At 57.8% G+C, this 25,019-nt stretch carries 21 protein-coding genes and 2 tRNA genes; 15 read left to right on the top strand and 8 right to left on the bottom strand.

What is annotated here, in order from left to right:
- Positions 1 to 2 precede the first annotated feature (2 nt).
- Complete coding sequence (dxs, locus tag ACR0IM_RS11395) at positions 3 to 1,931, top strand: 1-deoxy-D-xylulose-5-phosphate synthase (RefSeq protein ID WP_480681978.1); 1,929 nt, start codon at positions 3 to 5, stop codon at positions 1,929 to 1,931.
- Between the two features lie 155 nt (positions 1,932 to 2,086).
- On the opposite strand, the gene ACR0IM_RS11390 is transcribed toward dxs, so the two are convergent.
- A complete protein-coding gene (locus ACR0IM_RS11390; protein ID WP_480681977.1) occupies positions 2,087 to 2,317 on the bottom strand; it encodes a hypothetical protein in 231 nt (76 codons plus the stop codon).
- A gap of 398 nt (positions 2,318 to 2,715) precedes the next feature.
- Between ACR0IM_RS11390 and ACR0IM_RS11385 the strand changes: the two genes are divergently transcribed.
- Positions 2,716 to 3,111, top strand: a complete 396-nt coding sequence (locus ACR0IM_RS11385; protein ID WP_480681976.1) for a hypothetical protein — start codon at positions 2,716 to 2,718, stop codon at positions 3,109 to 3,111.
- 432 nt (positions 3,112 to 3,543) lie between these two features.
- On the opposite strand, the gene ACR0IM_RS11380 is transcribed toward ACR0IM_RS11385, so the two are convergent.
- Together ACR0IM_RS11380 and ACR0IM_RS11375 are read right to left on the bottom strand one after the other, a co-directional pair.
- Complete coding sequence (locus ACR0IM_RS11380; protein ID WP_480681975.1) at positions 3,544 to 4,224, bottom strand: hypothetical protein; 681 nt, start codon at positions 4,222 to 4,224, stop codon at positions 3,544 to 3,546.
- A 2,137-nt stretch (positions 4,225 to 6,361) separates the two neighbouring features.
- Positions 6,362 to 6,437: transfer RNA gene (locus tag ACR0IM_RS11375), tRNA-Thr, on the bottom strand.
- A 216-nt stretch (positions 6,438 to 6,653) separates the two neighbouring features.
- Here ACR0IM_RS11375 and ACR0IM_RS11370 point away from each other — a divergent pair.
- The 4 genes from ACR0IM_RS11370 to arsB are packed head-to-tail and all read left to right on the top strand — an operon-like array spanning position 6,654 to position 10,793.
- Positions 6,654 to 7,487 (top strand): arsenate reductase/protein-tyrosine-phosphatase family protein, encoded by an 834-nt coding sequence (locus ACR0IM_RS11370; protein ID WP_480591675.1) that lies wholly within the window; start codon positions 6,654 to 6,656, stop codon positions 7,485 to 7,487.
- Positions 7,484 to 8,482 (top strand): ArsJ-associated glyceraldehyde-3-phosphate dehydrogenase, encoded by a 999-nt coding sequence (locus tag ACR0IM_RS11365; protein ID WP_480681974.1) that lies wholly within the window; start codon positions 7,484 to 7,486, stop codon positions 8,480 to 8,482. The genes ACR0IM_RS11370 and ACR0IM_RS11365 overlap by 4 nt, the downstream gene beginning before the upstream one ends.
- Complete coding sequence (arsJ, locus tag ACR0IM_RS11360) at positions 8,479 to 9,744, top strand: organoarsenical effux MFS transporter ArsJ (protein ID WP_480681972.1); 1,266 nt, start codon at positions 8,479 to 8,481, stop codon at positions 9,742 to 9,744. The genes ACR0IM_RS11365 and arsJ overlap by 4 nt, the downstream gene beginning before the upstream one ends.
- Positions 9,741 to 10,793 carry an ACR3 family arsenite efflux transporter gene (gene arsB, locus ACR0IM_RS11355; protein WP_480681971.1) on the top strand — a complete coding sequence of 351 codons (1,053 nt, stop codon included), beginning with the start codon at positions 9,741 to 9,743 and terminating at the stop codon, positions 10,791 to 10,793. Before arsJ ends, arsB begins: the two co-directional genes overlap by 4 nt.
- 18 nt (positions 10,794 to 10,811) lie before the next feature.
- Here the strand turns inward: arsB and ACR0IM_RS11350 are convergent, their stop codons facing one another.
- Positions 10,812 to 11,825, bottom strand: coding sequence for a LacI family DNA-binding transcriptional regulator (locus ACR0IM_RS11350; protein ID WP_480591691.1), 1,014 nt, complete (start codon positions 11,823 to 11,825; stop codon positions 10,812 to 10,814).
- 233 nt (positions 11,826 to 12,058) lie between these two features.
- Here ACR0IM_RS11350 and ACR0IM_RS11345 point away from each other — a divergent pair, with 233 nt between their 5' ends.
- The 5 genes from ACR0IM_RS11345 (at position 12,059) to ACR0IM_RS11325 (ending at position 17,290) form a co-directional block, all read left to right on the top strand.
- Positions 12,059 to 13,363, top strand: coding sequence for an extracellular solute-binding protein (locus ACR0IM_RS11345; RefSeq protein WP_480641349.1), 1,305 nt, complete (start codon positions 12,059 to 12,061; stop codon positions 13,361 to 13,363).
- A 72-nt stretch (positions 13,364 to 13,435) separates the two neighbouring features.
- Positions 13,436 to 14,317: an ABC transporter permease subunit gene (locus ACR0IM_RS11340; protein WP_480681970.1), complete on the top strand. Its 882-nt coding sequence runs from the start codon at positions 13,436 to 13,438 to the stop codon at positions 14,315 to 14,317.
- Between the two features lie 11 nt (positions 14,318 to 14,328).
- Positions 14,329 to 15,219, top strand: coding sequence for a sn-glycerol-3-phosphate ABC transporter permease UgpE (ugpE, locus tag ACR0IM_RS11335; RefSeq protein ID WP_480591700.1), 891 nt, complete (start codon positions 14,329 to 14,331; stop codon positions 15,217 to 15,219).
- Between the two features lie 11 nt (positions 15,220 to 15,230).
- On the top strand, positions 15,231 to 16,277 hold the full coding sequence (locus tag ACR0IM_RS11330; protein ID WP_480681969.1) for an ABC transporter ATP-binding protein: 1,047 nt from the start codon (positions 15,231 to 15,233) through the stop codon (positions 16,275 to 16,277).
- Entirely contained in the window at positions 16,274 to 17,290 is a 1,017-nt protein-coding gene (locus ACR0IM_RS11325; protein ID WP_480591706.1) for an endonuclease/exonuclease/phosphatase family protein, read from the top strand. Before ACR0IM_RS11330 ends, ACR0IM_RS11325 begins: the two co-directional genes overlap by 4 nt.
- A gap of 3 nt (positions 17,291 to 17,293) precedes the next feature.
- Here the strand turns inward: ACR0IM_RS11325 and ACR0IM_RS11320 are convergent.
- A tRNA-Arg gene (locus tag ACR0IM_RS11320) sits at positions 17,294 to 17,370 on the bottom strand.
- A 115-nt stretch (positions 17,371 to 17,485) separates the two neighbouring features.
- Here ACR0IM_RS11320 and ACR0IM_RS11315 point away from each other — a divergent pair.
- Entirely contained in the window at positions 17,486 to 18,511 is a 1,026-nt protein-coding gene (locus ACR0IM_RS11315) for a LacI family DNA-binding transcriptional regulator (RefSeq protein WP_480591713.1), read from the top strand.
- Between the two features lie 4 nt (positions 18,512 to 18,515).
- Positions 18,516 to 19,724: a winged helix-turn-helix domain-containing protein gene (locus tag ACR0IM_RS11310; protein WP_480681968.1), complete on the top strand. Its 1,209-nt coding sequence runs from the start codon at positions 18,516 to 18,518 to the stop codon at positions 19,722 to 19,724.
- A 3-nt stretch (positions 19,725 to 19,727) separates the two neighbouring features.
- Here the strand turns inward: ACR0IM_RS11310 and ACR0IM_RS11305 are convergent, their stop codons facing one another.
- Positions 19,728 to 20,426 (bottom strand): fumarylacetoacetate hydrolase family protein, encoded by a 699-nt coding sequence (locus ACR0IM_RS11305; RefSeq protein ID WP_480682115.1) that lies wholly within the window; start codon positions 20,424 to 20,426, stop codon positions 19,728 to 19,730.
- A 536-nt stretch (positions 20,427 to 20,962) separates the two neighbouring features.
- Entirely contained in the window at positions 20,963 to 21,397 is a 435-nt protein-coding gene (gene hpaR, locus ACR0IM_RS11300) for a homoprotocatechuate degradation operon regulator HpaR (RefSeq protein ID WP_480681967.1), read from the bottom strand.
- 238 nt (positions 21,398 to 21,635) lie between these two features.
- Here hpaR and ACR0IM_RS11295 point away from each other — a divergent pair, with 238 nt between their 5' ends.
- The gene (locus ACR0IM_RS11295) at positions 21,636 to 23,048 is read left to right on the top strand and encodes a pyridoxal phosphate-dependent decarboxylase family protein (protein ID WP_480681966.1); all 1,413 of its coding nucleotides are present in this window, start codon (positions 21,636 to 21,638) and stop codon (positions 23,046 to 23,048) included.
- Between the two features lie 10 nt (positions 23,049 to 23,058).
- Complete coding sequence (locus ACR0IM_RS11290; RefSeq protein WP_480641353.1) at positions 23,059 to 23,829, top strand: HpcH/HpaI aldolase family protein; 771 nt, start codon at positions 23,059 to 23,061, stop codon at positions 23,827 to 23,829.
- A 4-nt stretch (positions 23,830 to 23,833) separates the two neighbouring features.
- On the opposite strand, the gene ACR0IM_RS11285 is transcribed toward ACR0IM_RS11290, so the two are convergent.
- On the bottom strand, positions 23,834 to 24,976 hold the full coding sequence (locus ACR0IM_RS11285; RefSeq protein WP_480681965.1) for a DUF3095 domain-containing protein: 1,143 nt from the start codon (positions 24,974 to 24,976) through the stop codon (positions 23,834 to 23,836).
- Positions 24,977 to 25,019: the final 43 nt, after the last annotated feature.

Here is a 25,019-nt window from a genome sequence, read left to right as displayed (position 1 = left end):
ACATGTCTGACCGCCCGAACACGCCCCTGCTGGACCTTGTGAACCGCCCTGCGGATCTCAAACAGTTCTCGGACAAACAGCTGCATCAGCTGGCGCAGGAATTGCGGGCCGAGACGATCTCGGCCGTGTCGGTCACCGGTGGGCATCTGGGGGCAGGTCTGGGTGTGGTCGAACTGACTACTGCGCTGCATGCCGTGTTTGACACACCACGCGACAAGATCATCTGGGACGTCGGCCACCAGTGCTATCCGCATAAAATCCTGACTGAGCGGCGCGATCGTATTCGCACCCTGCGTATGAAAGACGGCCTGAGCGGCTTCACCAAACGCAGCGAGAGCCCCTATGACCCGTTTGGCGCGGCGCATAGTTCAACCTCGATCAGCGCGGCGCTGGGATTCTCCGTCGCTCGAGATTTGGGCGGCGTCACGCCCGAAGGTCTGGGCGATGCGATTGCGGTGATCGGCGATGGTTCCATGTCAGCGGGTATGGCGTTCGAGGCGATGAACAACGCGGGCCACCTGAGGAAACGCCTGATCGTCATCCTGAACGACAATGAGATGAGCATCGCCCCCCCGGTCGGCGCGCTGTCTAGCTACCTGTCGCGGATTTACGCCGAAGCCCCGTTCCACGACTTGAAAGCCGCCGCCAAGGGGGCCGTGTCGCTACTGCCCGAACCTTTCCGCGAAGGGGCGAAACGTGCCAAGGAAATGCTGAAAGGCATGGCCGTGGGCGGCACGCTGTTCGAAGAACTGGGCTTTTCCTATATCGGGCCCCTCGACGGCCACGACATGGACCAGTTGCTACCGGTACTGCGCACGGTCAAGGCGCGGGCGACCGGTCCGATCCTGATCCATGTGCTGACCAAGAAGGGCAAAGGCTACGCCCCTGCCGAACAGGCCCGGGACAAAGGCCATGCGACGGCCAAATTCGACGTGGTGACGGGCCAGCAGCACAAAGCGCCATCCAACGCGCCATCTTATACCTCGGTCTTCGGCAAAACGCTGGTCGAAGAAGCCGGGCGCGATGACAAGATCGTGGCAGTGACCGCCGCGATGCCCGATGGCACCGGGCTCAGCCTGTTTGCGGAGCGCTACCCCTCGCGCTGTTTTGATGTGGCAATTGCCGAACAACACGGCGTGACCTTCGCGGCGGCGCTGGCCGCCGGGGGGATGAAGCCGTTCTGCGCGATGTATTCGACCTTTTTGCAGCGCGGTTACGATCAGGTGGTTCATGACGTGGCGATCCAGCGCCTGCCAGTACGTTTTGCCATCGACCGCGCGGGGCTTGTGGGTGCCGATGGGGCAACCCATGCGGGGTCTTTTGACATCGCCTATCTGGCCAACCTGCCCGGCATGGTCGTGATGGCCGCAGCGGATGAGGCGGAGCTGGTGCACATGGTGGCCACTGCCGCTGCCCATAATGAAGGCCCCATTGCTTTCCGCTATCCGCGCGGTGAGGGTGTGGGCGTCGATTTGCCCGAACGCGGCGAGGTGCTTGAAATCGGCAAAGGCCGCATGATCCAGAAGGGCGCGCGGGTGTCTTTGCTGTCCTTTGGCACCCGTCTGGCCGAAGTGCAAAAGGCAGCCGAGGCGCTGTCAGCCCGCGGGATAACCCCTACCATCGCAGATGCCCGCTTTGCCAAACCGCTGGACCGCGAGCTGATCCTTGATCTGGCGGCGAACCACGAAGCCCTGATCACCATCGAAGAAGGCGCGATCGGCGGCTTCGGCAGCCACGTGGCGCAACTGCTGGCGGATGAGGGCGTGTTTGATCACGGGCTGAAATACCGCTCGATGGTGTTGCCGGATATCTTCATCGACCAAGCCAGTCCAGCGGATATGTACGCTGTCGCGGGTATGAACGCCGCACAGATCGAAGCCAAGGTGCTGTCGGTTCTGGGCGTGACAACCATCGGCGAAAAACGCGCCTAAGCGTTAGCAATCTCACCAATCGGGAAAAACGTGTTGCCTAACGAGGGCATCCAATCTTTGTTTTACGGCGTTTCACCGCATCTCAAGAAATCACAAAAAAAATTGATTTTCAGTGATTTTTCAATGTCACTGTGTGCCACTGTGCCCCGCCTATACTATTTGTAGAGGGTGGTTTCTGAGGGGGAAATCACGCCGCTGGAGGGGGCAACTGTCATGGGGCTGGTCGAGCAGTACAGGCGGGTGCTTGAAACCACAGAACTTAAACGCCGGATCACAGCATTGGAGGCAGCAAAGCGAACATCAGGAACCGTATCAACAAGCTGGAAAAGAAGTTTGGCGACGAATTCAAAGTCGTCATCACTAAGGGTGAGTTCTTTGACAAACAAGGAAACCCAATCTCAACAGAGGGTGAATATCCTCAAAATCTGGAGGAAGATGTCCATCGTGCCATCGTGAGCGTTTCGGATTCAGAGGAAACTGTCACTTTGGAGCGAAAAGAAGGCGAGTCAGGCGCTGAATTCATGCGCCGTTTTGATCGAACGGGCGCGCAGATAGGAAGTAGAGCCGGAGCATCAGTGACTTTGCTTTGGAGTGCCAAGTGGATTTGAATGGGATTAAGCACAAACTTGGGCAACCGTTCCCGGCCAAGTTCGGTTTTGTGATGGTGCGTCTGTTGAAGGCATTGCTCCGGCAGTGGGCACGCTCCTGTCAAGTTCAGCTCGGCTCGCAAGCTAGAGCGCATGATTGATGGCGACTAGAGTGTTGTATTGATAGGATTCGGCCAATGCGCGCGTTTGAAATTCTTTGGATCGTCCTTTTCAGGTTCAAACCGGTTGCGAGAGTTTGGGTCATTTGCCTAGTTCTCGTAAATCTGGCCTCGCTGCTTTTCCTCGACACCTTCTATGCATGGTACAACCTGTTTGCGGTTGGGATCGGGATTTCAATAATGATTGCAATCTACCTGAAGCTGGGGTTTGTGAGGCTGCTTGGTCTAGGCCACATTCTGTGGATTCCAATGATACCTTATTTCCTGACGAACCTCCCGAACGTAGAAACCGAACCCACACTTTACTGGTGGGTCATTCTTCTTATCGGCTTCAATACGACTTCACTGGTCATTGATACAGTGGACGTTGCGCGGTTTTGGAATGGCGAGCGGGCTCCGCACTACAAATGGTAGTTTGAAAGTGGTGGCGTTTCGCTTGAATAAACTGAAGATGCGACACGCCGAACTCGTACCCCCTCGTTGAAATCGCTAATCCCCATCAGGCGCGCCGCGTCCTCTTGGTATCTGCTGGCTCTGTCCGAAATGTGTTCGAAAGATTAATTTTGCCAAATACGGGGAACCCCCAATATCGCGGACACGCATAGTTCGTTAATTCTGAGTTAACGGAGCAACCACACACACAACTCCGGGACCCCCAGAGTTTGAGGGGCTGGCTTTACCCCCTCGTCCAGCCCCTCACTCCACCCATCACCTTTAAATTGACGTGACAGGCGGATTCGGTTCTCGGCGGCAGCTTGGTCTAAGTGCATCCTGTTAACCAATCCAGGTACACTCGCTATTTTTGGGGAGGCCATCCGTCCAGCAAAGTGCACCGTTCAACTCTTTTCACTTGCCGAGGTCGCGAAGCGAAACCGTCAAATCGTCCATTACGTAGAAACGGTTTTGGTCCGAAGAGGCGGTCACAGAGATATCTACGAACCCCTCGTTCTGCGGTGCCCCGTCTAGTTCTCTCAGGTCTGCTTCTGCAAATCCTGAATCCAACGATGTCTCGCCAAACATAGCGAGGCGGTACACCATGTTTTCTGGAAACAGGGAAATTAAGACAGTGTGACTGTCACCAATGTTGTAGCTGCCGACTGGGGTGTCGAACATCAACACTTGGCCGTTATCGAACATCACTCTGCCAAAGTATTCCCCCACTACGCCGCTATCTATTATCATTCCTCCGGCATCGAGGAACTGCCCCTGCCACCTTATGTAGATTGGCGCAGCGTCGTCGTTTATGGGCGACGTTCTGAAAATGATGTGGTCCCCGGAAGTGTCTGTAGCAGGGGGTCGCTCGCGGAAATTGAGGGAGAGGTCGCCTTCAATTGCGTCGGCTGTCCCGACAAAGAAGAACTCGTCTGATCCCACGCTGATGCTGTCGCCTGGAGGTGGGCCGGGCGGGTTTGAAAGCGGCGACTGGCCGGGCGTTCCATTTTCGAAATTTGCATGGAAGACATCGCTGCAGGCGGACAGGCTGAAAACAGACCCAAGCAAAAATGCAAGTACTGAATCGAATTTCATTGGGGTGGCTCCAATTACAATTTGGCTTGAAGCGAATACAGAAAGCCTAACCGAATTAATCGTCGCAGCCAAGAAACTCACTGGCACCTTAGTTGCATTCGGCCCCATTTGTTCCGTCCTTGTTCCTTTCTTGTTCTTGCTTTGTATGGGGCGGCTGGTTACCTAATTGCACGTAAACAACAGGGTGGCGACGAAGCTTGCACGGTCGCGAATTGGGGCAATCATGACCACATTCAACGTTTCAAACGCTTCGGAGATAACAACGGCGCTCGGCAACGCAGTTGGCGGGGACAACCGCGCAGTTTCCCGCGCCGAGCTGGTGTGCCAAGAGGCCCACGACCTAATCCGGGAGGTTTGTTTCGTATTATCAGAACGGCAAGTCTTGAGGTAAACCACTTACGACAATTGCCGAAAGTATGACAACAAACCCAGAGGCGTAGTCCGTTAGTTTTCGCTCACGCTTCTTTGGGCGCATAGTCCATTCAGACCACTTGTTTTGGCTATCGCTCAGATCAATGTTCACACCAGTTGACATAACGGCCACCCCTAAACTCGTGCCTTGTATTTTCACATATTTGGAAACAATGCCCCAGCATGGCTGAACTCAGCGAGAACACGTCATTCATGCTGTGTTAATCATACACTATCCGGGCCTCTTCTTTTTTAGGAAGCCAGAGACTCCATCAGGGGTACGACAAGGGGCTGGAAACAAGAATTAGGGCGCGCTCACCACAAGCGCGCCCCAGATGCAGGGAAGATAATGAAAAACTGCGCTCTCAAAACACCATGAGCGCCAACTCGTTAACTGCAATCAGTCTGGCCGATTCTGCGGGGTTGGTCAGTGATGAGGATTACACACTTCGGTTTTTCTTGTTTGAAACTGCTGGGCTGCTTTTAGTGATAACTCCTTCACCTCAACTTAGGAAATCAGACAGTGCGAGTTCTGCAATCAGTTTGCATCATACTCCTTTCAACGGCACCGGCAGCAGCCGATTCCACTAAGCAAAAAGCCAAGGACAACTATTTTCGGTATCTCTTTCGGGAGGAATTGTCAGAACAACAAAACATCGTATTGGCCGATTGTATGATTGAGAAGCTTTCAGTCATTGGCCGAAAAACTATGACATTCGTGAAGTCCCAGAGGGACGCTGAAATTGCCATGCTGTCAGGTGGGCGTAACCCAGTCGATCACGATTGCTAATCCCGGGCGATTAACGAAACAGATTGAAATTCATTTGGGGATGAACCCTTTTCCAGCTTAAAGCCAGGATCGCCGGTTTCATCGATGAATACGAGCAATCCGTTTATCTCCAGCATGCGAAAAGATGAGCCTGCTCAGCAGCGGATTGCAAATCCGACTACCATGCATTCGAACTATTCTTTGTGCCACCCCATTCTTTGTCAGCCTCTGTTGTGGCCTCGGTGTATTCATCCTCGTATGACAATTGATCCGCGTAAGCATCAAGATCTCTAATGTCATACAACTTGTTTCCCACACACACCTTAGCCGGAATTCCCAAAGTTCTAAGCTTGGATGCTGAAACGCCAAGGTAGTGTGCGGCGGCTTTTGCCTGCATGAGACGTGGAGAAAAGTAGAACGGCACTTATTAGTCAACTGTTCCAGCCAAAGCCACACCTGATGGTCCTCAAATTCGGAACCGTTGGCCAGCACAGTACGCATCCAACCTTGCCGACGATCCGGGTAGCTCTGTTTTGACATTTACGTCGTATGGACTGATCGAGAAATCAAACAAGCAAGGACACTTACCCGCAAACCACTCAATCGCAATGTGGAAGGACGACACGGGAAACATCGTTGAAATACCAAGGCCTTCCGGGAGTAAAAGTAGAGGAGTTCTACTGTCACTTTGGTCAGAACATGTTAAAGACATGACAATTATGGGTAAACAATCAGAAGCTCGTGCTTGGCGCTATTCGAGCCATTTTCCAATTTCACTAGACTGAAGTGTCATTAGTTTAACGAAGAGTTTCAAAACCCAGAATGGCTATCGCTACCTTCAATCTTGGAAACCCTAAACACTAACTACATCGACTGTAGAAAGGTGGTTTGAAAGGTGGATTGCTTCACTATGAAAAATGCTAAGTGTGAGAAAATTGACTTTTTATTTCTTTGTCGTGGTGCCTCAAGAGGGACTCGAACCCCCGACCTTGTCCTTACGAAGGACCTGCTCTACCAGCTGAGCTATTGAGGCAAGCGATGGCCCGTTTAAACGGTCGGGGTAGCGCGCGCAAGTCTTGATCTTTGTGATTTTTCCCGCGGCGATTGCGGCGATTCACAGTATCACACCGCCAACGCAACCAGATCTTTTGACCCGAGCCACGACGCCTGCAAGTTCTGACTGTGAAATTTCTGTAACGGCGCATTTCCCGGATTGTCGTGCCATCGTTATTTCTATATTTCATGAAATATGATAGAACAAGTAACTGACCAACTTGCCATCCTCGGGCACCCGCAGCGCATCTCGGTGTTTCGCATGTTGATGCGACGTTTTCCTGACACTGTGCCCGCCGGAGAGCTGGCGGCAGAGCTGGATATCAAGGCCAGCACCCTGTCGAACTACCTGAACGCGTTGCAACGCTCGGGGTTGGTGACGCAGGAACGGTCGGGAACCTCTCTGCTCTATTCGGTCGATATGAAGAACGTGCAGCATATGCTGGATTTTCTGGTCCTCGATTGCTGCCGTGGCCGCCCTGATATCTGCATGCCTTTCAGCCAAGGAAGTGACACCATGACGGACCGCAAGTTCAATGTACTGTTTCTGTGCGTGGGTAACTCTGCCCGCTCGATCTTTGCCGAATCGCTGCTGCGCGAATTGGGCGGCGATCGGTTCAATGTATATTCCGCTGGAACCCAGCCAGCGACCGAGCTTAATCCAATTGCTGTTCAGGTCCTGAGCGACAAGGGGCACGATACCTCGGTCCTGCGTTCCAAGCATATGTCCGAGTTCGCCGCACCGGGCGCGCCCGAAATGGATTTTGTCTTTACCGTCTGCAACCAGGCCGCCAACGAAGAATGTCCGGCCTGGGAAGGCCAGCCGATCAGCGGCCATTGGGGCATGGTGGACCCGGTCAAAGCCACCGGTACCGATGCGGAAAAAAGCCTGGCTTTCCAGAATGCCTATGGCGCGCTGAAGCGCCGGATCGAGGCCTTTACCTCTCTGCCGGTCGAAAGCCTGGACCGAATCGCATTGCAAACTGCTGTCGATGACATCGGCAGAACGTCACTTGAGGACACGAAATGACGACTTACGCTGTAAACGGCCTGGGCCGGATGGGAAAACTGGCCCTGAAGCCGTTGCTGGAAAAGGGCGCAAAGATCGCCTGGATCAATGACGGGGTCGGCGACCCCGAGATGCACGCGCACCTGCTGGAGTTCGACACGGTACACGGGCGCTGGGACGCGGAGTTCTCGCACGACGCGGACAGCGTCACCATCAACGGCACCCGCCTGCCTTTTATCGGCACCAAGAGTCTGAACGATCTGCCTCTGGATGGTGTGGACGTGGTGATCGACTGCACCGGTGTCTTCAAGACCGAGGCCAAGCTAGCCCCCTATTTCGCAGCAGGTGTGAAAAAGGTTGTCGTCTCGGCTCCGGTCAAGGACGGTCCCACCGCCAATATCGTCATGGGCGTCAACGAAGACACCTATGACCCGGCCACGCATCACATCGTGACGGCAGCGTCCTGCACCACCAACTGTCTGGCCCCTGTGGTCAAGGTGATCCACGAAAACCTAGGCATCCGCCACGGCTCGATGACCACGATCCATGACGTGACCAACACGCAAACCATCGTGGACCGCCCGGCCAAGGACCTGCGCCGCGCGCGTTCGGCGCTGAATTCGCTGATCCCGACCACCACCGGCTCGGCCACCGCGATCACGCTGATCTATCCGGAACTGAAGGGACGGTTGAACGGCCACGCGGTACGAGTGCCTCTGCTGAACGCCTCGTTGACCGACTGCGTTTTCGAGGTGGAGCGCGAAACCACCGTCAAAGAGGTCAACGCCTTCTTCAAAGCCGCAGCCGAGGGCGAGTTGAAAGGCATTCTGGGATATGAAACGCGCCCGCTGGTCTCGACCGATTACACCAATGACGAGCGGTCTTCGATCGTCGATGCGCCCTCAACCATGGTGGTGGACGGGACGCAGGTGAAAATCTATGCGTGGTATGACAACGAGATGGGATATGCGCACCGTCTGGTCGATGTCGCGCTCAAGGTTGGAGCCTTGCTGTGACATCCCGGCCCGAAGGACTATCGGCCTATTTTGCGGTCACGGCGGCCTATTGGGCCTTTATGCTGACCGACGGGGCGCTGCGGATGCTGGTGCTGCTGCACTTTCATACGATGGGTTTCTCGCCGGTTCAGTTGGCATATCTGTTTGTTCTCTATGAAATCGCCGGGATGGGGACGAACCTTGCGGCGGGCTGGATCGCGGCGCGGTTCGGCCTGGCTTCGACGCTGTATGCCGGGTTGGCTTTGCAGGTGGGGGCGCTACTTGTTCTAACCCAACTAGACCCTAACTGGGCGATTCCGGCCAAAGTTGCCTTTGTGATGATCGTGCAGGGGGCCAGTGGGGTTGCCAAGGATCTGGCCAAGATGTCGTCGAAATCCGCCGTGAAACTGCTGGCGCCGACCGAAGGCAGCGGGCTGTTCCGCTGGGTCGCTGTTTTGACCGGCTCGAAAAACGCCGTCAAAGGCTTGGGCTTCCTGCTGGGGGCCGCTTTGCTGGCGACGCTGGGTTTTGTCTGGGCCACGCTGGCTATGGCGATCGCGCTGGCGATCATTCTGGTTGCTGTGATCCTGATGATGCCACCCGGCCTGCCCAAGGGGCGCAAGGGAGCGAAATTCTCCGAGGTTTTCTCGAAATCGTCAAATGTGAACTGGCTGTCGGCAGCGCGGGTGTTTCTGTTCGGCGCGCGGGACGTTTGGTTTGTGGTCGGCATCCCGATCTATTTCTATGCGGTCCTGTCCGACGGCACCGAAGAAGGCAACCGTGCTGCGTTTTTTATGATCGGCACCTTCATGGCCGTCTGGGTTATCCTCTACGGAGCCGTTCAAGCCAGCGCACCCAAGATCCTGCGCGCGTCGGAGCGCAGCGAAGGCGACCTGATCTACGCCGCCCGCAGCTGGGCCACTGCCCTATTCTGTGTTCCGGCAGCGCTGACGGTTGCAGTGCTGGTGTCCTCGGGTCCGCAGACATGGCTGACCGTCACGCTGGTTATGGGCCTGCTGGTGTTCGGGGCTATCTTTGCGGTCAACTCTTCGCTGCATTCTTACCTGATCCTGGCGTTTACTAAATCCGAACGGGTGACAATGGATGTGGGCTTCTATTACATGGCCAACGCGACGGGTCGCCTTGTGGGCACCGTGCTGTCCGGGCTGACCTATCAGATCGGCGGGCTGGCATTGGTTCTGGGCACCGCCACCGTGATGGTCGCGCTGGCGGCGCTGACGTCGGGCAAACTGACCGATCAGACCACCGAGGCCTACTCATGAGCATTTTCGAACGCTACCTGACCGTCTGGGTCGCCCTTGCCATGGTTGGAGGCGTACTGATCGGTCTGGCCGCACCGGGTCTGGTCGGGTTGATTGCCTCGGCCGAGGTGTCCAGTGTAAATCTGGTGGTAGCCCTGCTGGTCTGGGCCATGGTCTATCCGATGATGGTCAGCGTCGATTTCGGCGCGGTTGCGGGCGTGGCACGCCAGCCGAAAGGGTTGATCGTGACACTGGTGGTCAACTGGCTGATCAAGCCCTTCACCATGGCACTGCTGGCGGTGTTGTTCTTCGACTATGTTTTCGCACCGTGGATTCACCCCGAAGACGCAGCGCAATACACCGCCGGTCTGATCCTGCTGGGCGCGGCCCCCTGCACCGCGATGGTGTTTGTCTGGTCGCAACTGACCAAGGGGGATGCGACCTACACGCTGGTGCAGGTCTCGGTCAACGATCTGATCATGGTCGTGGCCTTTGCACCCATCGTCGCATTTCTGCTGGGTGTCACCGATATCGCGGTCCCGTGGAAGACTTTGGTGCTGGCGACCGTGCTTTATGTCGTGCTGCCCCTGATCGCGGGGTTGATCACGCGGTGGAAACTGGGCTCGCAAGACGCCATTGACGCGTTTTCGGCCAAGGTGAAACCGTGGTCGGTGCTGGGCCTGATTGCCACCGTTGTTATCCTGTTCGGCCTGCAGGGGCAGACCATTCTGGCGAAACCGCTGGTGATTGTCCTGATCGCCGTACCGATCCTGATTCAGAGCTACGGGATTTTTGCCCTGGCCTATGCAGCGGCCCATGCGTTGAAAATCCCCCATCGTATTGCCGCCCCTTGCGCCATGATCGGCACGTCCAACTTCTTTGAGCTGGCGGTCGCGGTCGCCATCAGCCTGTTCGGACTGAACTCGGGCGCCGCCTTGGCCACCGTGGTGGGCGTTCTGGTCGAAGTGCCGGTGATGCTGTCACTGGTGGCGTTCGCCAACCGCACGCGTGCCCGGTTCCCCGAACCTTCCGATTTCAACAGGCTGAGCACCAAGAATCTCAAACCTTAACGCGAGCACCGCAAGTGATCAGTGGGTCCCGCGCGGCACGAAATAGGGATCGATCAGAAGGGTTTCGCTCGCCTTGCCGGGCTCGGATAGCCGGCGTTCAAGCAAGTGGATCACGTGCTCGACCGACTGGTCGATGGGATTGTTCACGGTGCTCAGATTGAAGGTGGGCCATCGGGCCATTTCGATATCGTCGAAGCCTACAATCGACAGCGCACCGGGTACATCCAGCCCGATTTCCCGCGCCGCGGTCAGCGCGCCGATTGCGCTGGCATCATTGGCACAGACCAGCGCATCCAGGCGGTGATCCCGCAGCAGTTTCATCGACGCTTTATACCCGGCCTCGACGGTAAATTCCCCGGTCTCTTCCGCGATCAGGGATAACCCAACCTTTTCAAGGACAGCCAAAATACCCGCCCGGCGGTCAGCGGACGAAGCAAAGCAAGTCGCGCCTGCGATGTACCCGAAGCGTGTGCGTCCGCGATCAATAAGTGTTTGCGTCGCGATCCGCGTACCCTCGGCGTTTCGACAGCACACGTTATCGACCCCCGGCGCATCCACGATACGGCCGGATGAGATCATGGGGACGCCGAACTTGCTGCACTGCTCGACCAGCGGTCCGGGCATACTACCGCCGCGCAGAATCAGGGCGTCCAGCGGGTATCGCATCACCTGGTCAATTGCTGCTTCGGCGCGGTCATCACCGCCATCAATCAGAATCGGCCACTTGTTCAATGCGTTCAGCCGACCCACCAAACGGTTCACGAATTCGGAATCGTACGTACTGCGCATGTTGCCGACAAAAACTGCCACCAGATGCGACCGCCCCCCCTTTAACCCTGCCGCCAAAGCGTTGGGCTGATAACCCATGCGCGCGGCTATCTTATGGATTTTTTTTCTTTTGTTTACATCAAGATAAGCGCCCGGCGTAAAGGCGCGTGAGACGGCGGAACGCGACACTCCAGCCGCGTCGGCGACGGCTTGCGCCGTCACGCGGCGGGGCCTTTCGGCGGATTTGCTGCTGTCGTCTGTCACGCCAAATCTGTCCTCTTTTTTGGATTAATTTGTCAATATTGCTAGAAATCTTTCATCGAACTGTCATACGTTAACATTATGTGAGCACGTGTGCAGAATCCAGACACGGCTCGCCATGCAGGTCGGAGGGCTGCACGTTGAACAACGCTGCAGGAGAGCCTGCGCAACAACCTGGCATCTGTTGCCACCGGTCTCTTTGCTGCAAGGGGCCGAAATCGAACCGGAGGATCGAAATGACCAACCTGAAGTTTTGCGCAACAGCCGCAGCACTCGCGTTCACCGCGACTGCGGCCTTTGCAGAAACCGAAATCACCTGGTGGCACGCCCATGGCGGACAGTTGGGGGAAACCGTCAACAAGGTTGCCGAGAAGTTCAATGCTTCACAGGACGAATACAAAATCACTCCGATCTACAAAGGCAGCTACGAAGAGACGCTGACCGCAGGTATTGCGGCCTTCCGCGCCGGAGAACAGCCAAACATCATGCAGGTTTTCGACGCCGGTGCTGCCACCGTGATCGCCGCCAAAGGCGCGACCGTTCCGGTTCAGGACCTGCTGGCCGATAACGGCGTTGATTTTGATATCAACGACTACATCGCTGGTGTTCGCTACTTCTACGCCGACAGCGATGGTAAAATGATCGGCATGCCTTTCAACTCTTCGACGCCGATTTTGTATTACAACGTCGACGCGCTGGAAGCTGCAGGCGTGACGCCGCCGAAAACCTGGGAAGAGTTCCAATCGACCACCGCTCCGGCACTGAAAGAAGCGGGCTACATTGCGCTCAGCCAGTCACACCTGCCGTGGATCTTTACCGAGAACTTCATGTCGCGTCATGACCTGCCGTTTGCAACCAACAACAACGGCTATGACGGTACCGACACACAGATTCTGGTCAATAACGATGCGATCAAGGCACATTTCACTGCCGTGAACGAGTGGAAAGACAACGGCCTGTTCGAATGGTACGGCACCGGTTGGGGTGACAACGCCAAGCCGTTCGAAGAAGGCAAAGTTGCCATGTGGCTGGGCTCGTCGGGTTCGTTTGGCGGTCTGCTGCAGAAAGACCTTGGCTTCGAATTCAGCGCAGTTGAACTGCCCTATTGGGAAGCCGTGACAGCTGAGCCGACCCAAACCTTCATTGGTGGTGCTGCCCTGTTCGCGATGTCGGGCAAGTCGGACGAGGAAAACAAGGCGACGGCCGAATTCTTCCGCTTCCTCACCGCGCCCGAAACCCAATACTTCTGGCATCAGGAAACCGGTTACGTACCGATCACCGAGGCCGCCTATGAGCTTGCCAAAACAGAAGGCCACTATGACCGTTTCCCGGCCGCCGAAGTTGGTGTGAACCAGCTGCAGGACAAAGCCGGCGAGAACACCAAGGGATACCGCATGGGCTTCTACGTCCAGATCCGCGACATCATGAACCGCGAATATGGCCGTATCCTGACAGGTGAAACCGACGTGGAAACCGCTTTCAAAACCATCGAAGAGGAAGCCAACGAACTGCTGGCCCGCTTCGCCAAGACCCAGGGTTAAGCTCCGGGATCACCCCCAGGGTGGTCGCGTCTTCTCGGCGCGGCCATCCCTTCTATTCTGAACGGACGGGTCATGAAACGCGCGGGCTTCGACAATATCTGGCTACCTGTGGCGCTGCTGCTGCCACAATTGATGATCATCGGCATCTTCTTCTACTGGCCCGCGGGCTGGGCGCTGCAATCATCGTTCTTTCTGCAGGACCCGTTCGGGTTCGGATCGACCTTTGTCGGGGCAGACAACTACACCTCGCTTATGGGCAATGATCAGTACAAGCGCATCGCCTGGTTCACCGTTGTCTTTTCTATCCTGGTCACCTTTTTCTCGCTGGCCATCGCTCTGTTGCTGGCGGTGAAGGCCGACAAAGTGCTGCGCGGGGCCAAGACCTATCGGACGCTGCTGATGTGGGTCTACGCCATTGCGCCGCCGGTCGCGGGCTTCCTTGGCATCCTGTTTTTCGACCAGAGCACCGGCCCGATGACCAAGTTCTTCCAGATGTTCGGCTGGGATTTCAAACTGGGCGTCGATTACAACGCCACCGCGACCGCAATGATCATCGTGTCGGTCTGGAAGCAGATCCCGGTAAACTTCATCTTTTTCCTGTCGGGCCTGCAATCCATCCCGCGTTCCGTGCGCGAGGCAGCGATGATCGACAACCGCTCGGCCACTGGACGGTTCTGGCAAGTCACCTTCCCCCTGCTGGCGCCGACCGCATTCTTCCTGTTGATCATTAACATCACCTATGCGCTGTTTGACACATTCGGCATCATCGACGCGCTGATGAAGGGCGAACCCGGCAACAACCCGATGACGTTGGTCTACAAGGTCTATCTGGACGGGTTCCGGGGTAATGACCTTGGCGGTTCCTCGGCGCAATCCGTTGTCCTGATGGTTCTGGTACTGATCCTGACCGTCTTTCAGTTCCGGCTGGTTGAACGCCGGATTCACTATACCTGAGGGGGCTTGTCATGGCTGACACAACGCTTGAAACAACCGCCGAGACCCGCCCCCGCCGCATTCGCTGGGAAACAGTCGGAGATCACGTCGTCCTGATCCTCGGCTCCCTGCTGATGATCCTGCCGCCGTTGCTGGCGCTGACCACAGCCAGCCACGATGCGGTGACGATCCACCGCGAAGGGTTGCAACTGACGCTGGGCGACGATCTGGGCAAGAATTTCCACGCTGCCATGCTTGAAAAGGGCGGCTTCACCCAGACGGTCGACGGCACATTGATGCTGATGAATTCGTTCATTCTGGGCATCGGTTTTGCGGTGGGCAAGATCATCATCTCGATGATGGCCGCCTATGCGATCGTCTATTTCCGCCTCCGCTTTGCCACGCTAGCCTTCTGGATGATCTTTACCACTCTGCTGCTGCCGCTCGAGGTGCGTATCCTGCCGTCCTACGAAGCGATTCAGAAGCTGGGCCTGACCAACACCTATACCGGCCTGATCGTGCCACTGATCGCTTCGGCGACCGGCACCTTCTTCTTCCGTCAATTCTTCATGTCCGTGCCTGAGGAACTGGCCGAGGCCGCCCGCATCGACGGTGCAGGCCCGTGGAAGTTCTTCATCGACATCCTCGTGCCCCTCAGCCGGACGATGATCGCGGCGATCTTCATCATCATGTTCGTCTTTGGCTGGAACCAGTATCTGTGGCCGACCCTGATCACCACCGATGAAAGCTTCTTCACCCTGGTCCGGGGCATCAAGCAGATCGTACTGTCCTATACTGACAGCCAGATCCCCGAACATGGACAGGCTTTGGCGCTGGCCATCGTGGCGATGATCCCGCCTGTGGCCATCGTCATCTTTTTCCAGAACTGGTTCGTCAAGGGCCTCACAGAATCCGACAAATAAGGAATACGCGCATGGCTCAGGTTTCTTTAGAGGGCATCCGCAAGGTTTATCCCAACGGCTTTAAGGCGGTAGAAAGCACCAGCTTCACCATTCACGATGGCGAGTTCGTCGTTCTGGTCGGCCCCTCGGGCTGCGGTAAATCCACCCTGTTGCGGATGATCGCAGGGCTCGAGGATATCACCGAAGGTACTCTGAAAATCGGCGACCGGGTGGTCAACGATGTGGACCCGGCGGATCGGGACATTGCAATGGTGTTCCAGAACTATGCTCTGTACCCGCATATGACGGTGCGCAAGAATATCGGCTATGGGCTGAAGAACCGCGGCACACCGGCCGCGGAAATCGCGGCCAAGGTGGAAGACGCCGCCAAGATGCTGAACCTGACCGAGTACCTGGACCGCAAGCCAGCACAACTGTCCGGCGGTCAGCGTCAGCGCGTTGCCATGGGCCGCGCGGTGGTCCGCGATCCGGCATTGTTCCTGTTTGATGAACCGCTGTCGAACCTCGACGCCAAGCTGCGCAACCAAATGCGGATCGAGATCAAGGCCCTGCAGCGCCGCCTTGGCACCACTGCGGTCTACGTGACCCACGATCAGGTCGAGGCGATGACGATGGCGGATCGCATCATCGTTTTGAATGCAGGTCAGATCGAACAGATCGGCACCCCGTATGAAATCTATCACAACCCGGCCTCGACCTTTGTTGCATCCTTCATGGGCGCACCACCGATGAATCTGATCGAGGCTGAGGTGGCCGAACAGCTGGTCCGGATCAACGGGTATGACGGGCTGATGCCCGCCCCCGCCGCCTATGTCGGCCCCGTCACACTGGGCATCCGACCCGAGGATGTAGAACTGGACGATCAGGGTTCCGTCACGTTCCGTGTCGACATTCTTGAAGAACTGGGCGCCCACCGCCTTTTGCACGGCGCGATCGCAGATCAGCCCTTTACTGTGATGGTCGGCAAGGACCACGAAGTTCAAACCGGTGAGATCCGCGTCACCCTCAAGCCAGACGCTCTTAGGCTGTTCGATGTGGAAACGGGAAAAGTCCTTTGATTACTGAAATATTGAAGGTTCTTCCCGCTGTGACTCCGGATCAGCGTCAGGAAATTCTGGACGCGCCACGCACGTCTGAGGCTCACCGGGGCCTGTTGTCCGGCCTGCCCGCCATGAACGCTCTGCAGGTAGGGGGTGACGCTTCGGCTACTCAGTTACCCGCGCAATTCACCGTGGCCGCCTGGAATGTGGAACGCTGTCTGTTCCCCGAAGACACCGCCGCCCACCTGAAACCGATCATTCCGGACGTTGTTCTGTTGTCTGAGGTTGATTACGGCATGGCCCGCACCGCGCAGCGCCACACTACCGAAGAGATGGCGCGCGCACTGGGCATGGTCTACGCCTTCGGGGTCGAATTTCACGAGCTCGACCTGGGCGGCCCGACCGAACGATCCTTCTGCACCGATGCGTTCAACGAATGGGGCTGGCACGGCAACGCGATCCTGTCTTCAGTCCCGTTTGAACGCACTGCCCTGATCCGTCTGGACGATCACGGCCACTGGTTCACGCCCGAGGCCGGCGCGGTCGACCCCGATCAACCCCGTGTCGGCGGTCGAATGGCCATCGCCGCAGTGATCCCCGGTGCCAGCGGCCCTGTCTGCGTGGTCTCGACACACCTGGAAAGCAACGCGGACACGGCGCACCGGCATGCTCAGTTTGAACGGTTGCTGCAAACCGTGGATGCTTTTGCACCCGGTCTCCCGGTTCTCATCGGCGGAGACCTGAACACCGGCAACCACCTTCCGCCCGATTTCGACTGGCGGCAGGAAACCCTGTTCGATCTGGCCGAGGGTCACGGCTATTCCTGGGCTTTCACCCCGCCGGGGCACACGACGCGGCCAAGCCTGATCACCCCGCACCCGAACCGCAAAATGAAACTGGACTGGCTGGCAGGTCGCGGATTCGCACCTGTCGAAAGCGGGCTTCTGACCTCTATTTCCGCCTCAGGCACCCCCTTGTCGGACCACGATTGCGTCTGGAGCACCATTCGCCTGCAGAACGAAACAGCCTGAAACTGGCGACCCCGGCAGGATTCGAACCTGCAACCTGCCCCTTAGGAGGGGGCTGCTCTATCCAGTTGAGCCACGGGGCCGCGCAAGGCCCTCTGTAACGCGGTTTTTTTCGGTTGTCATGAGTTTTGCACAACAGTTGTAAAACGCGTCCTGTTCACGCTACCATCAGGCAAAACAACAGTGCAGGTGCCCTCCGTGACCACAGAAACAAAACGCCCGCTTACCCTTCGTGATGTCTCGGAAGCGTCCGGAGTGTCAGAGATGACGGTCAGCCGGGTTCTGAGAAACCGGGGCGACGTGTCCGACGCCACCCGCACACGCGTTCTGGCCGCCGCGAAAGAGCTTGGATACGTGCCCAACAAGATCGCGGGCGCGCTGGCTTCGAGCCGGGTCAATCTGGTCGCGGTGATCATCCCGTCGCTGTCGAACATGGTCTTTCCCGAGGTTTTGACCGGTATCAATCAGGTGCTGGAAGATACCGAATTGCAGCCCGTAGTCGGCGTCACCGACTATTTGCCCGAAAAGGAAGAAAAGGTCCTGTACGAGATGCTCTCGTGGCGGCCTTCGGGGGTGATAATCGCAGGGCTGGAGCATACCGAGGCCGCCCGTGCCATGCTGGATTCGGCAGGTATTCCGGTGGTTGAGATCATGGATACCGATGGCAAACCGGTGGACGCAATGGTTGGCATCTCGCACCGCCGGGCCGGGCGCGAAATGGCTGAGGCGATTCTGAAAGCGGGTTACGAACATATCGGTTTCATGGGCACCAAGATGCCGCTGGACCACCGCGCGCGGAAACGTTTTGAAGGCTTCACCGAAGTTCTCGGCAAGAACGGTGTCGAGATCGAGGATCGCGAGTTCTATTCCGGAGGTTCGGCCCTTGCCAAAGGGCGTGAGATGACACAGGCCATGCTGGATCGCTCTCCGGATCTGGATTTCCTTTATTATTCCAACGACATGATTGGCGCGGGCGGACTGTTGTACCTGCTGGAACAGGGCATCGACATACCGGGGCAGATCGGCCTGGCCGGGTTCAACAATGTCGAGCTGCTGCAAGGCCTGCCGCGCAAGCTGGCCACGATGGATGCCTGCCGGTTGGAGATTGGACGGAAGGCGGCTGAGATCATCGCCCGGCAACTGGCCGATCCGGAAGCCGAGATCGACACCCGCGTGACCCTGACCCCCAAGATCAGCTTTGGTGACACTCTGAAACGGCGCTAATGCCATGGCGCTGCAACGGCTGGACAACAAGGCGGCTCGTGCTCTGTTCATGGACCGTCATGCGCTGGCCGAACAGCCTTCGGGTGGGGCCAAGGGTGCGGACCTGCTGGACCTGATCCACCGGCTGGGTTTTGTGCAGCTGGACAGCATCAACACCGTCGCCCGCGCCCATGACATGATCCTGTTTTCGCGGCGGTCTTCTTACCGCGCGAAGAACCTCAAACGTCTATTTGAGCGCGACAAGGCATTGTTCGAACACTGGACCCATGACGCAGCGGTCATTCCGATGGAGTTCTATCCGCACTGGCACCTGCGGTTTCAACGGGATGCCGATCTGCTGAAATCTCGCTGGAAGAACTGGCGTCGCGACGGGTTTGAACAGCAATTTGCCACTGTCCTGCAACATATCCGCGACCACGGGCCGGTATCGTCCTCCGATGTGGGCAAAGACGAAAAGAAAGGATCGGGCGGTTGGTGGGACTGGCACCCCTCGAAAACTGCGCTGGAGTTTCTGTGGCGGTCGGGGGCCCTGACGGTGATTGGCCGCAACGGGTTTCAGAAACGCTATGACCTGACGGAACGGGTGATCGACACGCATCTGTGCCCGGGCAACATGCACTGCGATGCCGAGGTAACCGCGGACTGGCTGTGCAATGCCGCGCTGGACCGGCTGGGCTTTGCCACGTCCGGAGAGCTGGCGGCGTTTTGGGACACGGTCAGCGTGTCCGAGGCGAAAACTTGGTGCCAACAGGCTCTAACACGCGGAGATTTGGAGGAAATCGAAGTGACCTGCGCCAACGGGCAGGTGCGGAAACTGCTGGCCCGACCAGAGCTGACCGAGACTGACCTGCCCGCATCACCGGGCCGTATCCGGGTTCTCAGCCCGTTCGACCCCATGCTGCGCGACCGCAACCGGGCCGAGCGGCTGTTCGGCTTCCACTATCGGATCGAGGTCTTCGTCCCTGCCGCCAAGCGGACCTACGGGTATTATGTCTTCCCTCTTCTGGAGGGCGACCGGATGATCGGCCGCATCGATATGAAGGCGCAGCGTGACCGGGGTGTTCTGCAAGTCAGCGCACTGTGGCCGGAACGATCCGTGCGCTGGTCGGATGCCCGTACTCGGCGGCTGCAATCGGAACTGGACCGGGTCCGCCGGTTTGCCGGGCTGGATGACGTAGAATTTGAAAAAGCCTGGCTGAAAGACCCTAAATAAGTTCTATTCTGCATCCGTCAGTGTCAATTGGATCGGCTGCAACCCATCACTACCACCATCTATCACATCGCCAGCCTGCACAGGGCCGACACCGACAGGTGTGCCGGTCAGGATCAGGTCTCCGGGCCGCAGGTGGTAGTAGCCGGGCAGATGGCCGATGATCTCGTCAATCTTCCAGATCAGCTCACTCAGCGTTGCATCCTGACGGACCTCACCATTCACGCTCAGATGAATGCGGGTGGCATCTTGCGGCGACCAATCCGCCGCACGAGTCAGCGGCGCAAACACAGTTCCGGCCTCAAGGTCCTTGCCCTGATCCCAGGGACGCTGCTTGTTTCGCTCGCGGATCTGCAGGTCGGGGCGGGTCATGTCCAGCGCACAGCCATAGGCGTAAACCGCATCCCAAGCCTGCGTACTGGTGGCGCAGAAGACGGGTTTGCCAAGGGCCACCGTCAATTTCATCTCGTGATGAAAATCCCCGGTGCCCGGCGGATACGGCAAGGTCGCCCCGGTCAGCACCGCATTTGGGGCGGATTTGGTGAAATAGAACGGAGCCTCACGATCGACCCCGTGCCCCATTTCGGCCGCGTGTACCGCGTAGTTGCGTCCGACACAGAAAATCCGCCCCACCGGATACGCCTCCTGCTGCCCTAGAACCGGAATTGCAATCGGTTCGGGAAGAGAAAACACAGTGACTGGCATCATGGCTCCCATTTATTTCAGGCAGCCCGCTTCTTGGTGCCGCAATCGGGTAGGACAAGACTCTCGGTATTGCGCATGCCCAAGTGCAGCAGAACAAGCTGTCAGTCCAAGAAAACTTGAGCAATACCTGTCACAATCCAGGCGTTCTGCCTTGGAAACCACCGGAACAGTTCTAAATTGATGAGTGGCAGAGCGATTTCGCCGACTAATCGGGGTACGGCGAGCTCTGGCCGCCGCTCACAAGTACGGCGGGTAAACATGCACCCGTCTGGACGTGAAGACATCCTATAATCCCGCGAACCACGCGGCGTTACCGGGTGCGAATACTTCAGAGAACTACGGCCAAAGACTTTACCCCCAAAGACTTTGCGTCAGAGAGCCGGGTTATTTCGGTCCGGCACGTTTTCTGAAGCGCAGGCCGGACCGTCGGTATCTATCCGACGCAACCGGCCTCGGGCCAGGCACATAATCCAGTACACGTCTGGCCGCCCCGCCGGAGAGAATACCTTTCTCCGGCGGGGTTCGAAGGTGAGGCGTCACGTTTCCAGATCACGCAGTTCATTCAACAGATCTAGCAGCGTCTCATGCCGTTCCGGGCCCAGCTTGGTGCGCAAATCCTCGGCCAGATGAATGGTCACCTGTATGTTGTCGCGGATAATCTGCTTTCCCTTTACCGAGATGTCGACGATCTGCCTGCGCCTGTCACCGGGGTGGACTTCCCTTAGGATCAGGCCCTTGACCTCGAGCTTTTGCAGAATGCGGGTAAGGCTGGGCAACAGCAGGCACGCCCGGTCCGCAAGATGGGTCGGCTCTTGCGGTCCTTCCTCTTCCAGAACGCGCAACACGCGCCATTGCTGTTCGGTTACACCGACATCCGCCAGCATCTTGCGAATGGGCCCCATGACCCGTTCTCTGGCCCGAAGTAATGCAATGGGCAATGAACGTGACGTCAATGGTACTTCATTGGTCATAGGAAATTCTCGCCGAATTCCGGCTGCACTGCAACGGGCCAATCCGTTTTTCTGGGTGTTTATGCGGATTTAGCCCAAAATAGACACTGAATTGTCATGCGCACTTTACTGTGTTCAGGGCTATTGAAAGGTTACATGATCGAAAGATCGTTGACCTTAGGCCACGGATGACCATCACTGTCGGCGGAGTAAAATCCGGCCAGGTAAGACGTGCGCCGGGTCAATAATGAGGTCTGCGATGAAGTGGGATGAGTTCACTGACTGGGGTAAGAAAATTACCGAATGGGCGCAGGATTACCACCTGACCGTGGGTGACAGGCCCGTTCGCGCCCGAATCGAACCGGGCGAGGTTCTGGACGCCCTGCCTGCCCATCCACCGGAACAGGCGCAGGCGATGGAGGATATCTTCCGCGATTTTGAGGATATCGTGATGCCGGGGATCACCCATTGGCAACACCCCCGGTTCTTTGCTTATTTCAATGCCAACACATCGCCTCCGTCGGTTTTGGCCGAGTTTCTGACCAGCGCCATCGCGCCGCAATGCATGTTGTGGCAGACCTCACCCGCCGCGACCGAGATGGAAACGCGGATGATGGACTGGCTGCGTCAGGCGCTGGACCTGCCCAAAGGGTTTGCTGGCGTCATTCAGGACTCAGCCTCCTCGGCGACGCTGGCGGCGGTGCTGACCATGCGGGAAAAGGCGTTGAACTGGCAGGGAAACCAGCAGGGTTTGTTCGGGCAGAAGCCACTGCGCGTCTATTGCTCGGCCGAAGTACATACCTCGGTGGATCGCGCCATCTGGGTGGCCGGGGTCGGACAGGACAATCTGGTGCGCATCCCGATCAAGGGAGACTGGCGCGGCATGGACCCCGAGGCGCTGGAAACGGCGATTCAAGCTGACTTAGACTCTGGTCTACAGCCCGCGGGTGTCATTCTGTGTGTCGGGGGAACCGGCACCGGGGCGACCGATCCGGTGGATGAATGCCTGAAGATCGCGCAGAAATACGGGCTGTATTCCCATGTTGACGCGGCTTGGGCGGGGTCGGCGATGATCTGTCCGGAATACCGCCACTATTGGCCCGGGATCGCGCAGGCCGACAGCATTGTGTTCAACCCGCATAAATGGCTGGGTGTGCAGTTCGACTGTTGCGCACATTTCCTGAAGAACCCCGACGATCTGGTGCAGACGCTGGCGATCAGTCCGGAATACCTCAAGACGCACGGCAAGGACGGGATCATCAACTATTCGGAATGGTCAGTGCCTCTGGGCCGCCGGTTCAGAGCGTTGAAACTGTGGTTCGTGCTGCGCGCCTATGGGTTGGAGGGGCTGCGCGAAAGGCTGCGCAACCATGTCAACTGGTCCATTGACCTGCATGACCGGCTGGCGGCTGCGCCGGATTTTCAAATCGTCACTCCGCCAATGTGGTCGCTCTGGACCTTCCGCTACATACCTGATGGGCATACGGACCTGGACGATCTGAACTTGCGTTTGATCAACTCGATCAACGATGATGGCCGCATCTATCTAACCCAGACCCGCGTCGATGGTGATCTGGTGATCCGCTTTCAGGTCGGTCAGTTCGAAACCACCGAGGATGACGTCCGCATGGCCTATGATGTTATCACCGAAATCGCCCGCTCACTTACCTAGAGGTTCCCATATGGCTGCACCTGATAACTCGTTTAAACAGGCTCTAATAAAGGGAGATCAGTTGATCGGCTGCTGGAGCAGTTTTGCCGAACCCGTCGCGGCTGAGATCATGGGCACCGCAGGTTTCGACTGGCTGGTGATCGACGGAGAGCACGCGCCGAATGACATCCGCTCGCTGCGGGATCAGCTGATGGCGCTTGCCGCCAGCCCCTCGCACCCGGTGGTGCGGGTGCCGGTGGGCGATACCGCACTGATCAAGATGGTGCTGGATATCGGCGCGCAGACCATTCTGGTGCCAATGGTCAACAGCGTCGAACAGGCACGCGAGTTGGTGCGGGCCTGCCGATATCCGCCCGTAGGCCTGCGCGGGGTCGGTGCCGGGGCGGCACGGGCTACGGGTTATGGCTCGGTCTCGGACTATATTCAGACCGCGGATGAGCAGATTTGCCTGCTGGTGCAGGTGGAAAACCGCGCCGGGATGGCGGCACTGGACGACATTCTGCAGGTTGATGGCGTCGATGGCGTGTTCATCGGCCCGGCGGACCTGTCCACCGATATGGGATTTCAGGGCAACAGCGCCGCGCCCGAGGTGCGCGCCACCATCGCCGATGCAATCGTGCGGATCAAAGCCGCGGGCAAAGCGCCCGGCATTCTGGGCACCAATGACGAAACCAATCAGGCTTATCTGGAGATGGGTGCACAGTTTCTGGCGGTTGGGATTGATGTGATGCTGCTGGCGCAAGCCGCAAGGGCACTGGCTGCTAAGTGGAAGGCAAAATAGCGCGCTAACCCTGCATTGCAGCAGCAGCCTGCGCGTAACCGCCCGAAGCCCCGTCAACGAAATGCACATGGTCGTCCCGCATCGCCGAGGGCACAAAACAGGTCATCATCGCCTCGTCCTGTGCGTGCAACCCATAGCGGACCTTGCCCTGTTCGCGCGCCTGTTCCAGCATAATCCTGATTTGCTTGAGCGTCGCCGGATCGCAATCCAGTGTCATCTTCAGCCCGTCATCAAACTTGCGGAAGTCTGCGTTCCGACTGACCATATGTTTATAGTGGCCGGGATCGAACTCACCCAACCGCTTACCGGTTTTGAACAACAGCGCGATGAGCAAGTTCTGCCCCAGCAGCTTTATCCTTTGCCCAAGCAGGTTACGCCCAGCGCGGGAGACACGCGCGTCAAGCTCGACATCCGGGGGTGGCCAACTGATCGGAGGGCCGTTTTCCGGCACCGGGTGGCCGGCACGCTCCAACCGTTCCGAGGCGGTCAGAACCGACCGGGCCAGATCGGCAAAGTCGCTCTCGGTCGCTTTCTGCGTCGGCTGCACCACCAGCGACACGATCTGCCCATGACGCGCCTTGCTGTTGGACCAGCGGCAGGACAGGCCGGTCAGATCAGGCAGTGCGCCCGGTTCGGCGGGCGGCACTTCGAACGTACCGGATTTCATCTGGGTTTCGGCCCAGACCAGCCCGCCGCCCGAGAACATGGCGTAATCCACCCCGTCCGAGGGCGCATAGCGCGCCACTCGCAAGTCCCGGCCCGCCAAGCGGATTTCGGATACCGGCACCAATGCCCCGCGCAATGCGATCGAGAACTCTTCATCGGCCCAGCGCCGCAGCTCGGCCAGCACCGTGCGGGCGGTATCGACGGCGCTTGCGGGGATCGCAAACCCGGCGCCATCGCCACCGAAAACATAGGGAAACTCCTGCCCCTTCAGCGCGTTTATCATGGCCGAGATCACCGCCGCGCCCACCATGTTGACGGTTTTGTAACGACCCCTTGCAATCTCACCGGTGGAATCGACGATATCGGCCACGCCCAGCGCCCAGTCACCCGGCACGGGCGTAAGCCGCGCTGGTTGCGCCAAACTGGTGAAGTCCCGCTGTCGGGGAAGGCTGTCATAAAAGGCGGCCTGTGCGTCTTTCATCGGCACCTCGGGATCATGGGTATCGGAACAAATAGCCCGAATG

Source organism: Ruegeria sp. BF6 (assembly GCF_056538665.1).
The sequence above is the reverse complement of the archived record's forward strand: the minus strand, read 5'-3'. Positions and strand labels throughout refer to the sequence as shown.

Bases quoted from the DNA above. Each gene is read 5' to 3' on its own strand.
- ACR0IM_RS11380 (WP_480681975.1), bottom strand. From the start codon at position 4,224: ATGAAATTCGATTCAGTACTTGCATTTTTGCTTGGGTCTGTTTTCAGC.
- ACR0IM_RS11310 (WP_480681968.1), top strand. From the start codon at position 18,516: ATGGCGCTGCAACGGCTGGACAACAAGGCGGCTCGTGCTCTGTTCATG.
- ACR0IM_RS11365 (WP_480681974.1), top strand. From the start codon at position 7,484: ATGACGACTTACGCTGTAAACGGCCTGGGCCGGATGGGAAAACTGGCC.
- ACR0IM_RS11290 (WP_480641353.1), top strand. From the start codon at position 23,059: ATGGCTGCACCTGATAACTCGTTTAAACAGGCTCTAATAAAGGGAGAT.
- ACR0IM_RS11295 (WP_480681966.1), top strand. From the start codon at position 21,636: ATGAAGTGGGATGAGTTCACTGACTGGGGTAAGAAAATTACCGAATGG.
- dxs (WP_480681978.1), top strand. From the start codon at position 3: ATGTCTGACCGCCCGAACACGCCCCTGCTGGACCTTGTGAACCGCCCT.
- ACR0IM_RS11285 (WP_480681965.1), bottom strand. From the start codon at position 24,976: ATGAAAGACGCACAGGCCGCCTTTTATGACAGCCTTCCCCGACAGCGG.
- ACR0IM_RS11305 (WP_480682115.1), bottom strand. From the start codon at position 20,426: ATGCCAGTCACTGTGTTTTCTCTTCCCGAACCGATTGCAATTCCGGTT.
- arsB (WP_480681971.1), top strand. From the start codon at position 9,741: ATGAGCATTTTCGAACGCTACCTGACCGTCTGGGTCGCCCTTGCCATG.
- ACR0IM_RS11330 (WP_480681969.1), top strand. From the start codon at position 15,231: ATGGCTCAGGTTTCTTTAGAGGGCATCCGCAAGGTTTATCCCAACGGC.
- ACR0IM_RS11370 (WP_480591675.1), top strand. From the start codon at position 6,654: ATGATAGAACAAGTAACTGACCAACTTGCCATCCTCGGGCACCCGCAG.
- ugpE (WP_480591700.1), top strand. From the start codon at position 14,329: ATGGCTGACACAACGCTTGAAACAACCGCCGAGACCCGCCCCCGCCGC.
- ACR0IM_RS11385 (WP_480681976.1), top strand. From the start codon at position 2,716: ATGCGCGCGTTTGAAATTCTTTGGATCGTCCTTTTCAGGTTCAAACCG.
- hpaR (WP_480681967.1), bottom strand. From the start codon at position 21,397: ATGACCAATGAAGTACCATTGACGTCACGTTCATTGCCCATTGCATTA.
- ACR0IM_RS11340 (WP_480681970.1), top strand. From the start codon at position 13,436: ATGAAACGCGCGGGCTTCGACAATATCTGGCTACCTGTGGCGCTGCTG.
- ACR0IM_RS11345 (WP_480641349.1), top strand. From the start codon at position 12,059: ATGACCAACCTGAAGTTTTGCGCAACAGCCGCAGCACTCGCGTTCACC.